The 15,148-nt window shown below is 61.8% G+C and carries 11 protein-coding genes; 5 read left to right on the plus strand and 6 right to left on the minus strand.

What is annotated here, in order from left to right; all coding sequences use genetic code 11:
- From BPSG_RS05555 to BPSG_RS05565, 3 genes are all read left to right on the plus strand, one after another.
- Positions 1-2,058 (plus strand): YhgE/Pip family protein (locus tag BPSG_RS05555; protein ID WP_034879102.1); only part of this gene is annotated, 2,058 nt, incomplete at its 5' end.
- Positions 2,055-4,256 carry a YhgE/Pip domain-containing protein gene (locus BPSG_RS05560; RefSeq protein ID WP_026644088.1) on the plus strand — a complete coding sequence of 734 codons (2,202 nt, stop codon included), beginning with the start codon at positions 2,055-2,057 and terminating at the stop codon, positions 4,254-4,256. The genes BPSG_RS05555 and BPSG_RS05560, both read left to right, overlap by 4 nt.
- 10 nt (positions 4,257-4,266) lie before the next feature.
- Positions 4,267-4,848 (plus strand): TetR/AcrR family transcriptional regulator, encoded by a 582-nt coding sequence (locus tag BPSG_RS05565; RefSeq protein WP_236822947.1) that lies wholly within the window; start codon positions 4,267-4,269, stop codon positions 4,846-4,848.
- A 596-nt stretch (positions 4,849-5,444) separates the two neighbouring features.
- Here the strand turns inward: BPSG_RS05565 and BPSG_RS05570 are convergent.
- Complete coding sequence (locus tag BPSG_RS05570; protein WP_033502342.1) at positions 5,445-7,187, minus strand: DUF262 domain-containing protein; 1,743 nt, start codon at positions 7,185-7,187, stop codon at positions 5,445-5,447.
- A gap of 134 nt (positions 7,188-7,321) precedes the next feature.
- Positions 7,322-7,990 carry a phosphatase PAP2 family protein gene (locus BPSG_RS05575; protein WP_051592108.1) on the minus strand — a complete coding sequence of 223 codons (669 nt, stop codon included), beginning with the start codon at positions 7,988-7,990 and terminating at the stop codon, positions 7,322-7,324.
- A gap of 108 nt (positions 7,991-8,098) precedes the next feature.
- On the opposite strand from BPSG_RS05575, the gene BPSG_RS05580 reads away from it, so the two are divergent.
- A complete protein-coding gene (locus BPSG_RS05580) occupies positions 8,099-8,503 on the plus strand; it encodes a hypothetical protein (protein ID WP_051592109.1) in 405 nt (134 codons plus the stop codon).
- Positions 8,504-8,686: 183 nt separating this feature from the next.
- Here the strand turns inward: BPSG_RS05580 and BPSG_RS05585 are convergent, their stop codons facing one another.
- Positions 8,687-9,070: a VOC family protein gene (locus tag BPSG_RS05585; protein ID WP_026644089.1), complete on the minus strand. Its 384-nt coding sequence runs from the start codon at positions 9,068-9,070 to the stop codon at positions 8,687-8,689.
- Between the two features lie 330 nt (positions 9,071-9,400).
- Here BPSG_RS05585 and BPSG_RS05590 point away from each other — a divergent pair, with 330 nt between their 5' ends.
- On the plus strand, positions 9,401-10,702 hold the full coding sequence (locus BPSG_RS05590; RefSeq protein WP_236822948.1) for a polysaccharide deacetylase family protein: 1,302 nt from the start codon (positions 9,401-9,403) through the stop codon (positions 10,700-10,702).
- A gap of 7 nt (positions 10,703-10,709) precedes the next feature.
- Here the strand turns inward: BPSG_RS05590 and BPSG_RS05595 are convergent, their stop codons facing one another.
- From BPSG_RS05595 to BPSG_RS05605, 3 genes are read right to left on the minus strand one after another with little or no spacing between them, the layout of a single operon-like run.
- Positions 10,710-12,563 (minus strand): ABC transporter ATP-binding protein, encoded by a 1,854-nt coding sequence (locus BPSG_RS05595; protein WP_099309706.1) that lies wholly within the window; start codon positions 12,561-12,563, stop codon positions 10,710-10,712.
- Positions 12,564-12,611: 48 nt separating this feature from the next.
- Complete coding sequence (locus BPSG_RS05600; protein ID WP_026644091.1) at positions 12,612-14,531, minus strand: ABC transporter ATP-binding protein; 1,920 nt, start codon at positions 14,529-14,531, stop codon at positions 12,612-12,614.
- A 10-nt stretch (positions 14,532-14,541) separates the two neighbouring features.
- Positions 14,542-15,105: a MarR family winged helix-turn-helix transcriptional regulator gene (locus BPSG_RS05605; protein ID WP_051592110.1), complete on the minus strand. Its 564-nt coding sequence runs from the start codon at positions 15,103-15,105 to the stop codon at positions 14,542-14,544.
- Between the last annotated feature and the right edge of the window lie 43 nt (positions 15,106-15,148).

The following is a 15,148-nucleotide window of genomic DNA, read 5'->3' on the forward strand; positions in this document are numbered from 1 at the left end:
GTCACCACAGCCGCCAACACCGCCGGCACAGGGCTCGCCACCGCCTCCGACCTGCTCACGAAAACCCAGTCCGGGCTCAACGGCTTCGCCGCGAACACCTCCGACCAGCTCGACAAAGGCAGCAACCTGTTCCTGCAGGCGAGCGGCCAGGCCACAACCGACGCCACACGCATCACGAACGGCATCCTCACGGCCAACGGCGCCGCCGGCACCGCGCTCAACAACATGACGAGCGTCAACAACGACGTGGCGCAGCTCATCGAAGACCTCAAGAACCTGCCGGACAACCCGTTCAACGAAGACATCAAGCAGATCGTGGACGACCTGACGCGCGAGAACCAGAAGGCCGCCGCCACGCTCGCCGCGCTCACCCAGCTCAACGATTCCACGAAAACCGCCGCCACAAGCGCGCAAAGCACCATCGACCAGTTCTCGCAGACCAGCACAACCACGCTGAACGCGATCAGCGGCGCGCGCAACACGCTCAGCTCGAGTGCGCTGCCGCAGCTCAACGCCGGGCTGAGCGCGCTCGCCGGCACGAGCGGCACGCTCTCCGGCGGCCTGAGCGGCGAAAGCGCACTCGTCGACCAAAGCAAGATCGTGCTCACCCAGTTGGCGGACATCTGCACCGACGCTGCGGATTCACTCAAGAGCACCGACGCGCTGCTCGACACGTTCATCGGCAAACTCGACACGGTGGGCACCGATCTCGGCGCGCTCGCCAATGTGAACGTGCTCGACGAGCTCACCGGCGACGGCGGCTCGCTCAACGCCGAGCGCATCGCGAATTTCATGCTCTCGCCGACCGTGCTGAAAACGCACACGCTCTACCCCGTGCACACCTACGGCTCCGCGATGGCGCCGCTGTTCACGAGCCTCGCGCTGTGGGTGGGCGCGTTCATGCTCATGGTGCTCATCAAGCTCGAAGTGGACGACGAAGGCCTCGCCGGGCGGCATGTGACGATGAACCAGACCTACATGGCACGCTGGCTGCTGCTCGCGATGATCGCGGGACTCCAGGGGCTCGTGTGCTCGATCGGCGACCTGGTCATCGGCGTGCAGACAGTGAACGCGCCCCTGTTCGTGTTCACCGCATGGTTCACCTCGCTCGTCTATGCGTCGATCGCGTACGCGCTTTCCGCCACGTTCATGCACGTGGGCAAGGCGCTCGTGGTGGCGATGGTCATGCTGCAGATCCCCGGCGCCTCCGGCCTCTACCCCATCGAGATGATGCCGCGCTTCTACCGTGCGCTGTACCCGCTGTTCCCCTTCACCTATTCGATCGACGCGTTCCGCGAGACGATTGGCGGCTTCTACGACGGCCATTGGGGCAAGGTGATGCTCACGCTGCTGCTGTTCGCGGCGCTGTCGTTCGCGATCGGGCTGGGGCTGCGCCCGCTCATGTCGAACTTCAACCACCTGTTCGCGCGCGAAATCGAGGAATCGGACATGATTGTGGGCGAGCAGGTGTACACGCCGGTGCACCGCTTCAACCTCTCGCTCGCGATCCGCGTGCTCGCCGACCAAGCCGGCTACCGCAAGGAAGTCGAGGAGCGCGCCCACAGATTCGCGCACCTCTACCCCAGGCTCATGCGCGGCGCATTGGTAGCCGGGTTCGTGGTGCCGATCGCGCTGTTCGTCACGTTCTCGTTCACCGACGGCACCAAGCTCGTCGCGCTCGCCACATGGATCGTCTGGATCCTGCTGATCATCACGTTCCTCATGGTCGTCGAATCGATCCGCGACAGCCTGCGCCAGCAAGCCGAACTCGGCACCTTCAGCGAACAGTCGCTGCGCGAGCTGATCCTGCACCAGGGCCTGCTCAGCGGCGGCCGGCGGCGCAAGCGGCGGTTCGGCGCGCAGATGGCCGCCGCCGCGGTCGAAAACGCATTCGCCGCGAACCAGCTCGATGACGACGAAGACGAGGACGATGAGGACGACTCGCCCGACGCCGAACACCTCGCCGACCTGGAGAACACCCTCGACATGAACCTCGACCAACTGCGCCATCGCCTGTTCGACGGCCGCAAGCACCACGAAGGGAAGCACGCATCATGAGCATGATCGGCAAGATCTTCGTCAGCGACGTCAAACACATCACCAGCAACATCGTCTCGATTATCATCGTGATCGGCCTGACCGTGATTCCCGGCCTGTTCACGTGGTTCAACGTGGCGGCGTGCTGGGACCCCTTCGCCAACACGCGCAACCTGCAGTTCGCCATCGCGAACGAGGACGATGGGTACAAGGGCGACCTGCTGCCTGTGCGCGTGGACATCGGCAGTCAAGTGATCAACACGCTGCGCGCCAACTCGCAGCTCGACTGGACCTTCACCAAAACCGCGCAAGAGGCCATCGACGGCACCAAATCCGGCAAATACTACGCGGCCGTGGTCATCCCCAAGGGCTTCAGCAAAACGATGATGACATTCTTCACGAACGACGCGCAGCACGCCACACTCGACTACTACAACAACGAGAAACTCAACGCGCTCGCCCCCAAGGTCACCGGACAGGGCGCCGACGAAATCTCCGCGCAGATCAACGAGACGTTCGCCAAAACACTCACGGGCACCGCACTCGACATCGCCTCGTCGATGCTCGATTCGCTCAGCAAACCGGAGGCGCAGAACCGGCTGAAGGACTTCAACGCGAACATCGGCGAGCTGGCGGGCACACTCAACGAAAGCGCCGCCACCTTGCGCGCGTACAGCGACCTGACCGACTCCGCCCAGACACTGCTCAGCAGCTCGCAGCAGCTCATCGGGCAAGCCGGCGACACCGCACAAGACGCCGCGGGCAAGATGGGCGACGCCAAAAAAGCGGTGGGCGACCTGACGGGCGCGCTCGACACCTCCGTGGCGGCGGTCGGCGACGCACTGGACGCCAGCTCGAGCAGCCTCAAGGCGCTTTCCGGGCGCGTCGACACACTGTTCAGCAGCGTGGACGGCCAAGCCAACGCCGCCGTGGCTGCGATCAAGGACCAGTCCGGCAACATCGCGGCGGAAAGCAGGGCCTACGCCGCCACGCGCGACCGCCTGCAGGCGCTCCTCGATGGTTCTTCATTGCCAGAGAACGGCGTGGTGCGCCGGCAGATCCAGTCGTTCATCAACCGGCTCGACGCCGTCTCGAAGACACTGGCGAACCTGGCGAGCACGCTCGATGCGGCCGCCGCCGACATCACCGACCATGTGGACGTCAACGGCGATACGCGCGCGTCGATCAAAGACCTCGCCGCGCAGGCCGGGGCTGCGATCAGCGGCATCAGCGGCGACTTCGACTCGACGATCAAGCCTGACCTCGCACAGATGAACAGCTCGTTCACCAGCGCGGCGCAGCAGATCAACACGAGCGTGGGCACGGCGAAGGACGCGCTCGGCGACCTCGACAGCGCGGGCGAGAGTGCGAAAACACAGCTGACGAGCGTGCGCACACTGATCGACGATTCTGCGACCGACCTCGAAAACGCCGGCAAGAAGCTCTCCGACTTCAACGGCCAGCTCAACAAGGCGCTGACGACCGGAGACATGGGGATGGTCAAGCAGGTGCTCAGCGGCAATTCCAATGCGCTCGCCACCACGCTTTCGGCACCCGTGGAGTTGAAGACGAAGAGGCTGTTCCCGGTGGAGAACTTCGGCGCGGCGTTGACGCCGTTCTACACGTTCCTACCGCTGTGGGTGGGTGCGCTGCTGCTCGTGGTCACGCTCAAGACGAGTCTTTCGGCCAAGCGCAGCAAGGAATTGGGCGACCCGAAGCCATGGCAGGAGTTCTTGGGCCATTACGGTGTGTTCGCCTGCATCGCGCTGATGCAGAGCACGTTCTCGTGCGCCGGCACGCTGCTGTTCCTGCGCGTGCAGTCGGTGCACCCCATGCTGTTCATGCTCACCGGCTGGTTCAGCTCGCTCGTGTATTCGTTCTTCACCTACACGCTTGTGGCAAGCTTCAGCAACGTGGGCAAGGCGATCGGCGTGCTCTTCCTGGTCATGCAGATCTCCGGATCGGACGCGGCGTACCCGCTCGCGATCCTGCCGAAGTTCGTGAGTGACCTCAGCCCGTTCCTGCCGGTCACGTATTCGGTCACGGCGTTGCGCGGCGCAATCGCCGGCATCTATGAAAACGACTATTGGATAGCCATGGGCAAACTCGCGTTGTTCCTGGTACCGATGCTGCTCATCGGACTGCTGCTGCGGCCAAGCTTGGGCAAGTTCAACGCCTGGTACAGCGCCAAGGTGGAAAGCACGAAGCTGGTCGGCTGAGGGGATGGGCATGAATATGAAAGAGACGAAAGAGCAGCAGCGCGAGCGCACCGACAGCAAGATCATGCGCGCCACGTTGGAGATCATCATCGCCCAAGGCATTGGCGCGGTCAACATCGAATCAGTGGCGCGGCGGTCGGGCGTGGCGAAGACCACGATCTACCGCCGGTACGCCAACACCGACGACCTGATCCGGCACCTCACGCTCACCGTGGCGCCGTCGCTGGATTTCTCCGCGCTCGAGCCGTCGCGTGAATCATTGTGCACCGTGTTGCGGCGCATCATCGACTGTTTCGACGAGGAATTCGAACTCAAGGCGATCGGCGTCGTGCTGTCTTCGGAGAACGCCCACTTGCGCAACATCGCGAACAGTGTGATCGAGCCGGCGGCCGAACGGTTCTACGATTTTCTGCGCCGGGGCATGGCGATCGGCGCGTTCCGCGATGGGCTCGACGCGCCGTTCCTGTTCCAGACCGTGCTCGGTTCGATGCTCGCGTACAAGGCGCTCGGCACCTCGTCCGCGGTCCCGCACGCCGATTGGGCGGGCAACATGACGGGGTTGTTGTGGGCGTCCATCCGGCCCGCGCAATAATTCACAGAATACTTTCAGGCTTCTCTACCGTTCTCTCAAGACAGCCGTGGTTATATTGAAGACATCAGCCGAACAGCTGACATAACTGAAACCTTCTTTCTTCTCTTTCCTCTCTCAAGAGACCCGACCGCTTCCCCCGGCCGGGTCTCTTTCGTTATGCGGCGGAACGGTTTGCGGCGTATATGATCCTCGATGGCAAGGCCTGAACGCTATGTGCCCTTTATGATGGCCGTCCCTGTCTAAGGTCAGACACAGACTACCGCCGATTGCGCCCTACATAGCTGTTGGTGTCTAAGCTCAGTCACGGAAGGTCGCCACAGCTGCCCGAGATGGACGTTGGTGTCTGAGGTCGCCCATAAACGTCCATCAATCGCGCCCTACACAGCTGTTGGTGTCTGGCCATCGACACCAACAGCCATGGCAGTGACCTAAACAGCGAATGCAACATGGGAATCCCCCTTCCGCTACGGGTAAGTGCCTCCCCTTCCAGCCACCGACCCTCTCCTACTACGGGTAGCGGAAGGAGCGGCGGCAACTTTTCTGCCAGAGCCACCACCGCTCCTTATCGATGTCAATAATCAGTTATCGGCATCAGCTTATTCGTCAAGCGGTGCGGTCTGATTCAATCCCCACTCCTGCAACGTATTGCTGATAAGGTCAATCAGCTGCTCATCACGTTCCAGAATGTCGTCAACGCTCCATTCGGTATGTTGTTCGGCAATGCGTCGCGTAGCTGCGATGGCGCTCTTCTCGTATTCCCTCCTCTTCCTCGAGAAGAAACCGTTGCTCGCTTGAATGTTGAGCTTCTTTTCCAAAGCGGTCTTATTGCCTAGATGCTCAATACGTTCGCGGACCTCAGCATCGGCAAGCTCTGGGAAATTGGTGTTTTCCCATTTTTGGGGGAAGATATGCTCAATTTCCCACTTTTCAGGGATCAGCTCATGCTGGTCCGGATCCAGATAGGCCACAAGCTTGAGCAGCAGACGCACCAAGCGGAAATGCGGAGTGGGGAGCTCTTCCCGGAGCCGCTGAACATTCACCCTCTTGAAGTTGAAGCTCGGCATCGGCGAATTGTTGATTTCTACATCGAGATTCATCACGGCTTGTTTGATGGCGTTTACCGTCGGGGTCAATGCGTATACGCCTACAAGTTCCGCGGTGAGACGATGCAGAAAATCAAGGAATTCTGATTCGAAACCAGGGTCATTTCGGTACTTGGTGTAATACATGAGGGTCGGATATTTCCAGTAATCATTCGGATACTCGCTCAAAATATCCAGCATCTGCAGAATGTCCTCATTCTGGGACCATGATTCACCGTCAATCGGCTCCTGCAAATTGACCACTTGCCACAGATTCAGAATCTCACGCAGGCCTTTCAAACTGGTCCCATTGTGGAGTTTGTCGAAATTGTTCGCCCCATAGTATGTACGCGCCGCGCTTGCGGTCGTTTTGCGGTCATTGTCCTTGGCGCGAAGCAGAAACATGTTGTGCACGAACAGAGTCTGCATATCCACTCCGACCCGCTTGGCGTCATCTTCGAGCTCTTTCCATGCGTCAATGAATCCCTTGCTGTCCGAGAACTCCTCGCTGCCAGAACCGGCAAATTTATACATCTGCGATTTGAAAATATCCGCATCCGACAGCGGCAAGCCACGATCATTCAACGTGTTGAAGATCCTCAGGGCAGTATCCTGAGAATCAGCATCAATTGGCAGCACAATGACGTTCTGCAGCAGATTGACAACAAAGTTGAGGAACAGCAACGGCTTTTCTTGGCTGAACTCATCCAGTCGTTTTACAATCAGGTTGTAATTTTTGGCGTAGTTGTCATCGGCGCCTGGTGGGATCGACCCAGTTTCAAGAATCACGCCAAGCGTCTTGCTTCCTTCTTCGCTGATGGCCTGTGAATAGATGAGCGGCTGGTCACGGGACGGCACACCGGTAAGCGTTGGGGTAACCCAGAGCAGAGGGGTGATCATCTGCATCAAATTCTTGTCACGCCCCTGCGGGTCGTCCATATTCTCCAGTTTTTTGTACAGAGCACGCAGCAGCAGGAAAAGCGTGGTCAACCGCTGCTGACCGTCAATGACCTCACGCTCTTTGCCATTCCTGTAGGTAACGATGCTGCCAAGGAAATATTCAGAATCCGGATTGTCGGGATCCTCAATGGAATCTGTATACTCCATCAGATCGTCAAGCAATGTATCGACCTGATCGGCAGTCCAGGCATAAGGTCGCTGGTACTCCGGAATGAGGAATTTTCCAGCGGTTCCCCCAGAAAGCAAATCTCGAATGCTTTGCTTTGAAACATTGATGCTGGTTTCAGTAGCAGCCATTGTACCTTCCTTCCCCTGTGTGTTGTGCACCTTGTAGGAGCTCGTCATCGAGCGCCATTTCACAACGTTGACAACAATAGCATGAATTGGAATAACCGCAAAAGCACTACCCGTAACAAGAGAGATGCGGCGGGTTACACAACAACGCCTTCTGCACCTACGCCCTGCGGCGGCAATAGGGTACGCCGCAGCACAGGCACTGACAGCAGCGTCAGGTACGCAATCGAAAACAGGCAGCCGGCAAGCACATCGCTTGCATAGTGCACGCCGAGATACACGCGCGTGAACATGATGACCGGCACAATCGCGCCCAACGCCACGATGAGCGCCCAAACAGCAGCGGTATGGCGCCGGTAGCGGTACAGCAGATAGATGAGGAACCCGTAGAACGCGGTGGCTGCCATCGCATGCCCGGAGGGGAAGCTGAAGCCGCGCTCCACAACCAGGTGCTCCACCGAGGGCCGCGGCCGTTGCACAATCGCCTTGATGGCCTCGTTCAGCGCGGCCTCCACCGCCAGGTTGAGCGCGATCGCCACGCCGATGCGCGCATGGTGGCGCACAGCCAGCACGATGAGCAGCACCACGGCGATCACAATGAGCCCCACCGCGCTCGCGAGCTGCGTGAACGCGCGGACCACCGGCGTGAGCCCCGGACTGATCATGTGTGCGTGGATCCAGTCGTAGATGGCGGTGTCCATAGGCAGGATGTGGTACGTGTGCACGGCCAGGCCGAGCGCGACGGCGCCGACGAGGCACAGCACACCGAGGACCTGCCAGCCGAATCGTGAAAAGAAAGCATGCATAAGCGCCCACTGTACGCGCGGCGGCGCATGTCTGCGGGCAATGGGCATAATGGCGCACAGAGAGAGTCGAACATCAGTTCGATTGATTGATAAGGAGTGGATGATCCCATGCGTACGTGGAGGCGGTTCTACAGGCGGCACCGCATAGCGGTCACGACGGCGGCGATTGGGGTGGCGGCCCTCGTATTGGTGGGCCGGGTGCCTCTGATGCCCAATGCCGACGCACTGTTCACACCGGTCAGCGGGGTGAGCACGCTTGTGGCGAGCCCGGTCGCAGGCGGTGCGCTGTTGTTCCGGCAGCGATCACGAAAAGCGATCCGCTGGTATGCGCTCGCGATGCTTGCAGGGGCCACGGCGCCAATGCTCTATGGCTACTTCCACAACATCCTGCCCGATACACCCATGCCATCGACGGTGGGCGATGTGGTGGCCATGCTCTCCTCCTTCGCCCCGGCGCTGCTGTTTGTGGGTGGCGCGCTGCTCGGCTATTGGCTCGCCCGCCGCCGTTGGTAGGTGCATAAGGAAAAAGAAATGAGGCCCGGCCGAAGGGGTTCAAAAGCCGGGCCTCATAGAGAGGGAAGAAGAAGAGAAGATATTCAGTTTTCCACCAACCTTGCGGCCGGTGATTACATGGTACCTACCCCACTCTTGGCGTTCCTGTAAAGCAACCTCAAAATCCTCTGTGAATCGACGCGCTCAGCCGGTGATCTCCACAGTGTTGCCTTCCGCATCCAGAATGCAGCTTTCGTAATAGCCGTCTCCGGTGACGCGCGGACCGCTGATTTTCTCATATCCGTCCGCCACGAGCTGCGCGGTGAGCTCATCCACGCGCTCTCGCGAGCCGACGTTGAACGCGACGTGCGCATATCCGCGCGCACCGCGGTCCACCGGGCGCGCGATCGCGTCGTTATGCATGACCTCCAGGCGCGTATTGCCGCCGTCGAATGTGATGAAGTACGACGAGAACCCGGTCCGCGGATTCTCATACCGCTCGCCGCGCACGCCGCCGAAATACTGTTCGTAGAAACGCGCGCCGCGCTCCAGATCCTCCACGTACACAGCCGCATGATCGATGAACATGTGCTCTCCTTACTGTTTTCGCCCTTCCATTGTATGGAGCCGCGCCGGCGGCTTTTCCGTCCACCGCACAAATCGTTTTTGCCACCTGATATCGATTTGTGCGGCAGACAGTGCCCACATCCCGGCCCATTCGCGCGGGCCACGCACACGACGGGCGTACAGTGAATCCCAACGGTTCAGCGATACAGCTGAAACGCAGGGTGGGGGGCGACATGACTGACAATTCTTCCGAACACACCAATCGACAATCTCGATCTTTTCAATGCCGAATTCACCGGTGACGCAGACACGCCGCCGCACCGGCGCCGCAACACGGCGCTCGCCGTCATCGTGGCGCTCCTCGCCATCGCGGGGTTGCTCGCGGCGACCATCATTCCGATCGTCAACGCGTCCCATCGCCGCCAGCAGGAGGAACACGCCACCGCACTCGCCGACTGCGAGTCCGCGCAACGCGAGTTCGGCACACTCAACACCACATACACGACGACGCTGTCGAACGCATCCAAGCTCGCGCAAGGCGACGGCAAAACAATCAGCGAGGAGCATGCCACCGCGCTCGCGAACAAAATCGAACACATCGACGACACGCACACCGTGTCCGCGCTCACGACATCATCCTGCGAAACCAGCCAAAGCACCAGCGACCTCAATGAGCTCGCCCGCAGATTCGGCGCTGCGAGCACGAGCATGGTCAACCGCATGCGCGACGTGCAGACCGACGCCGACACGCTGCGCCGGCTCGTGGACGGCGCGCACAACTCGGACCGGCGCGGCGAACTGCAAAAGCAGCTCACCGTTGCGAAAGCCGCGTACGAGCGTTCGGCGAACAAGGCGAGCGAGCCTCTGCGCGGCGAGCTGAACGCGCGGATCTCCACCGCGAGCGCAATGCTCGAGCCGGGCTCCACCGCCACGAACCCGCAGGTCAACGACGCGCTCGGCGCGCTCGCCACCGCCACGGACGCGGTGGTCGGCGCCATGCTGCTCGACTGCGAATTCGCCGCATGCGTCGCGCTCACCTTCGACGACGGACCGAACAAACAGGTGACGCCGCAACTGCTGGGCGCGCTCCAGCAGGCGGATGCGCCGGCCACGTTCTTCGTGCAAGGCCAGTTCGTCTCCGGCAGCAACAGGCAGTTGCTCGCGACCATGGCCGCGCAGGGCAACGACGTCGGTTCGCTGAGCTGGCGGCACAAGCAGCTGCACACGCTCTCCCCCGCCGAACTCGGCAAGTGGTTCGCCGACACCGACGAGGTCATCGTGGGCGCCGGCGTAGGCAAGCCGACTTTGTTCCGGCCGCCGGACGGCGCGTGGAGCGAGGCCGTGGTCGAAGCCGCACGCGGCAACGGGCAATCGGTGATTCTGTGGAATGTGGATTCACGCGACTGGGATCCCAAGACGAGTGCCGCGGACATCGCGCGCAATGTGCTCGATGGCGCGTCTTCCGGCGCGATCGTCGCGCTGCACGACGGCAATGAGCGCACAGTGGTGGCGATCCCGCAGATCGTGAGCGGGCTGCGCGAGCGCGGATTCACGCTCGTCACCGTCTCCCAGCTGCTGTCCGGTGAGCTCTCCCCCGGCACGGTGTTCTACGCGCGCGGCGACACCGCGCCGGCGGGTGATGTTATGCAGTGAGCACACACTACTGCGCCAGGGAGAACTGCGCGTTGTAGATGTCGGCATAGAAACCGCCGCGCGCGAGCAGATCGTCGTGCGTGCCGCGTTCCACGATGTCGCCGTCCTTCATGACGAGGATCATGTCGGCATCGCGGATCGTGGAGAGGCGGTGCGCGATGACGAAACTCGTGCGCCCTTCGGTGAGCTTGTCCATCGCCGTCTGGATCAGTTCCTCGGTGCGCGTATCGACCGAACTCGTCGCCTCGTCGAGGATCAGGATCGGCGAATCCTGCACCATCGCGCGCGCGATCGTCAGCAGCTGCTTCTGGCCTTGCGACAGCGTGGCCGACTCGTCGAGCACGGTGTCATACCCGTCGGGCAGCGACATGATGTAGCGGTGCAATCCCACGGCCTTGCACGCCGCGATGACCTGCTCGTCGCTCACGCCCTCCTTCGCATACACGATGTTCTCGCGCACGGTGCCTTGGAACACCCAGGTGTCCTGCAGCACCATCGAGAACTGGTCATGCACGTTCCAGCGCGGCACATCTTTCGTATTGATGCCGTCAATCGAAATCCTGCCGCCGTTGATCTCGTAGAACCGCATCAGTAGGTTGACCATCGTCGTCTTGCCCGCGCCCGTCGGCCCGACGATCGCGACCTTCTGCCCCGGCTGCACGTCCGCGGAGAAATCATGGATGATCATGCGGTCGGCGTCGTACCCGAACTTGACGTGCTCGAAGCTCACGCGCCCCTCGACCGGCGTGATCTCGCCGTTGTCGCCCATGCCGAGCAGTGGCTGCTTGGACGATTCGTCGGCGAGCTCCGGTTCGTTGAGGAACGTGAACACGCGCTCGGCGCCGGCCGCGCAGCGCTGCAGGTTCTGGAACGCCTGCGCGAACTGCGAAAGCGGCTGCGTGAAGAAACGGATGTACAGCATGAACGCCACGATGACACCGAATTCGATGCGCCCGCTCATCGCGAGCCACGCGCCGACGACACACACGACGACATACCCGAGATTACCGACGAGGTTCATCATCGGCATCATCAAGCCGGAAAGGAACTGGCTCTTCCACCCCGACTCGTACAGGTCGTTGTTGTAGCGCTCGAACCGGCGGATCGCGTCCGCCTCGCCGCCGAACGCCTTGACGACCGTGTGCCCGCTGTACATCTCCTCGACGTGACCGTTGACGTCGCCAAGAGCAGCCTGCTGCTTGACGAAGTACCGCTGCGAGAACCGCATGACGACGAGCATCAGCACCATGCCCAGCAGGCTCGCCGCGATCGCGCACAACGCGAGCAGCCAGTTGTTCGCGAACATCATGATCAGTGCGCCGAAGAACAGCGTGACCGAGGTGATCAGTGAGCCGAGCGACTGCCCGAGCGTCTGCCCCACGGCGTCCACATCGTTCGTGATGCGGCTCATCACGTCGCCGTTGCTGTGCTCGTCGAAGTATTTGAGTGGCAGTTTGTTCATCTTCACGTCAATCGCCGAGCGCAGGCGTTGCGCCGTGCGCTGCGTGACGGTCGCCATCATCCAACTCTGCACGTACGAGCACAGCGCGTACGCCACATACAGCGCCACGAGCGTCCAGCCGATGCGCGTGACGGCGGCCATGTCGATGGCCCCCAGCACCGGCTTGCCGTTGATCATCGCGGGCAGGCCCTTGGTGATCTCGTCGGTCATGTCACCCAGATAATCCGGGCCGATGATCTGGCAGACCGTGCCCACCACGCCCAGCACGAGCGCGACGATGATCGCCGGGATATACCGGCGGCTGAACCGCATCAGGTCCTTGAGCACGCCGCCCAGATCATCCGCTTTTTCGGTGGGCGCACCACCGCGCGGGCCATGCGGCCCCATTCCTCCTGGCATAATGCATTCCTTCCATTCACAAAACGACTGTTTCCACCATGCGCGACGTCACGCGCTGAGTTCCTCTTCGCTCAGCTGCGATTGCGCGATCTGCCGGTACACATCGCACGACTCGAGCAGTTCGCGGTGCGTGCCCTTGCCGACGAGCCGGCCGTCGTCGAGCACGAGGATGCAGTCCGCGTTCATGATCGTGCCGACGCGCTGCGCGACGATGATCTTCGTCGCGTCTTTCGCGTACTCCTTGAGCGCGTCGCGCACCACGCGGTCGGTCTTGAAATCGAGCGCGGAGAACGAATCATCGAAGATGAGGATCTCCGGGTTGCGGTAGACGGCGCGCGCGATCGACAGGCGCTGCCGCTGGCCGCCCGACACGTTCGTGCCGCCCTGCGCGATCGCCGCGTCGAACGCGCCGCGCATCTTCTCCACGAACTCGGTCGCCTGCGCCACGTCGCACGCCTGCTCGACGCGGTTCTCCTCCTGCGCGGTGAGCGCACGGTTCTCGTCCGCCTTGAGCATCTCGCGCTCCGCCTTGCGGCCGCTCGCGCGCGACGCGTCGAGCATCGGCACGTCCTCCGGCTCGCCGGGGCGGTCGCCGTAACTGACGTTCGACTTGACCGTGCCTTTGAACAGGAACGACTGCTGCGGCACATAGCCGATCTTGTCGCGCAGGGCCTTGAGGTCGTAGTCGCGCACGTCCACGCCGTCGACGAGCACGGCGCCGGCGCTCGCGTCGTAGAAGCGCGGCACGAGGTTGATCAGTGACGATTTGCCCGAACCGGTCGACCCGATGATCGCCACGGTGTCGCCTTGGTCCGCCGTGAAACTGATGCCTTCGAGCATCGCCTCGCGCGAATCGGGGTAGGTGAAGCTCACGTCGCGGAATTCGATGCGGCCGGCGAGCTCGAGGTCGTCGCGGTAGTCGGCGGCGTCGGCGGCGGTGATCACGCCCGCCTGCTTCGCCTCGGCCACGGTGAGGCCGCGGCTGCGCGTGCCGGACTTGACGAGCGGTTCGGTATTGATCACTTCCATCACGCGGTGCGCGGAGACGTCGGCGCGCGGCCACAGCACGAACACCATGCTCATCAGCAGGAAGCTCATGATCACCTGCACGGCGTAGCTCGAGAAGACGATCATGTTCGAAAACAGCGTGAGTTTCTCGGTCGCGCCGGCATCTTCGATCAGGTAGGCGCCGATCCAATAGATCGCGAGCGACAGCCCGTTCATGATCGTGCTCATCAGTGGCATCATGACGCTCATCGCGCGGTTCGTGAACAGCTGCGTGTTCGTCAGCGCGGCGTTCGCGTCCTCGAACTTCGACTCTTGGTAATCCTGGGCGTTGTAGGCGCGCACCACGCGCATGCCGGTGAGGTTCTCGCGCGCCACGAGGTTGATGTCGTCGGTCAGGCGCTGCATCGCCTTGAACTTCGGCATCACGAGCGCCATGAGGATGCCGACGGCGCACAGCAGCACCACGACGGCGATGCCCGTGGCGAGCGTCCATTCGAATCCTTCGCCCGCGATCTTGCACACGGCCCACACGGCCATGATCGGCGATTTGATGAGCATCTGCAGGCCCATCGTGATGAACATCTGGATCTGCGTCACGTCGTTCGTGGAGCGTGTGATGAGGCTCGCCGTGGAGAAGCGGTGCATCTCGGACGGGCCGAATGATTCGACTTTGCGGAACTCGAGCGAGCGCAGGCGCTGGCCGAACGACGCGGCCACGCGCGCGGCGAAGTAGCCGGTGATGACGGCGCAGACGAGCGAGCCGAACGAGACGAGCAGCATCTTGCCGCCGGAGATCCAGATGTCGCGCATCTGGCTGCCCGGCGTCTCCACGAGCCGCGTGATCTCGGACATGTAACTGGGCAGTTCGAGGTCGAAGTACACCTGCCCGACGATGGTGACGAGCGAGATGAGCAACTGCCCTATCTCCGTTTTGGAGAGGTATTTCATGATTCGTAGCATCGTTGATTCCTTATGCTGTAAGGTTTGGGGGCATGGTCTGGCGTGGCGCGCCGAGGCCTTCATCGCGCGCCATCTCCTGCATCCGCTCGTGGAGCCTGCGGTTGCGTGCGAACGCCGCCTGCACCTGTTCGGATGTGGGCTCGGGGCCGTCCGGATTGCATATCGACAGGTACGTCATGAATTCGCCGAGCATCCCCACGAAGTCGCGCGTACGGCGCTCACCCATCTGCGAGAACACCCATTCGAGCCGTTTGACCAGTTCATCGCCGTGTTGCCTGAAGGCGCGCCGGCCCTCATCAGACAGTTCGACGACGACGCTGCGGCGGTCCTTCGGGTCGGCCGTGCGCACAATCCAGTCTTTCTTGGTCAGGGCCGCGAGGATCGTCGAGACGCGGCCGGACGTGGCGCCCATCGCCTCGGCGAGCTGCGACGGCGTGCGCGGCCCCTGGAACGCGAGCTCGCGCAATACGAACATCTCGCCTTGCGCGCCGCGTTCGAACGAGCGCGTAGCCCGCGAGCGCGACGCCCACATCGCGAACATCACCTCGTGGACCGCTTCCAATCGATAATCCATCATCACCTCCTGCAGCAATTTGTCTTGCACTGTAAACTACTTA

Origin of the sequence: Bifidobacterium pseudolongum subsp. globosum (genome assembly GCF_000741295.1) — a bacterium.
GTDB classification, from domain to species: Bacteria; Actinomycetota; Actinomycetes; order Actinomycetales; family Bifidobacteriaceae; genus Bifidobacterium; species Bifidobacterium globosum.

Coding starts and splice junctions, on each gene's coding strand:
- BPSG_RS05560 (WP_026644088.1), top strand. CDS start 2,055: ATGAGCATGATCGGCAAGATCTTCGTCAGCGACGTCAAACACATCACC.
- BPSG_RS05565 (WP_236822947.1), top strand. CDS start 4,267: ATGAATATGAAAGAGACGAAAGAGCAGCAGCGCGAGCGCACCGACAGC.
- BPSG_RS05570 (WP_033502342.1), bottom strand. CDS start 7,187: ATGGCTGCTACTGAAACCAGCATCAATGTTTCAAAGCAAAGCATTCGA.
- BPSG_RS05575 (WP_051592108.1), bottom strand. CDS start 7,990: ATGCATGCTTTCTTTTCACGATTCGGCTGGCAGGTCCTCGGTGTGCTG.
- BPSG_RS05580 (WP_051592109.1), top strand. CDS start 8,099: ATGCGTACGTGGAGGCGGTTCTACAGGCGGCACCGCATAGCGGTCACG.
- BPSG_RS05585 (WP_026644089.1), bottom strand. CDS start 9,070: ATGTTCATCGATCATGCGGCTGTGTACGTGGAGGATCTGGAGCGCGGC.
- BPSG_RS05595 (WP_099309706.1), bottom strand. CDS start 12,563: ATGCCAGGAGGAATGGGGCCGCATGGCCCGCGCGGTGGTGCGCCCACC.
- BPSG_RS05600 (WP_026644091.1), bottom strand. CDS start 14,531: ATGCTACGAATCATGAAATACCTCTCCAAAACGGAGATAGGGCAGTTG.
- BPSG_RS05605 (WP_051592110.1), bottom strand. CDS start 15,105: ATGGATTATCGATTGGAAGCGGTCCACGAGGTGATGTTCGCGATGTGG.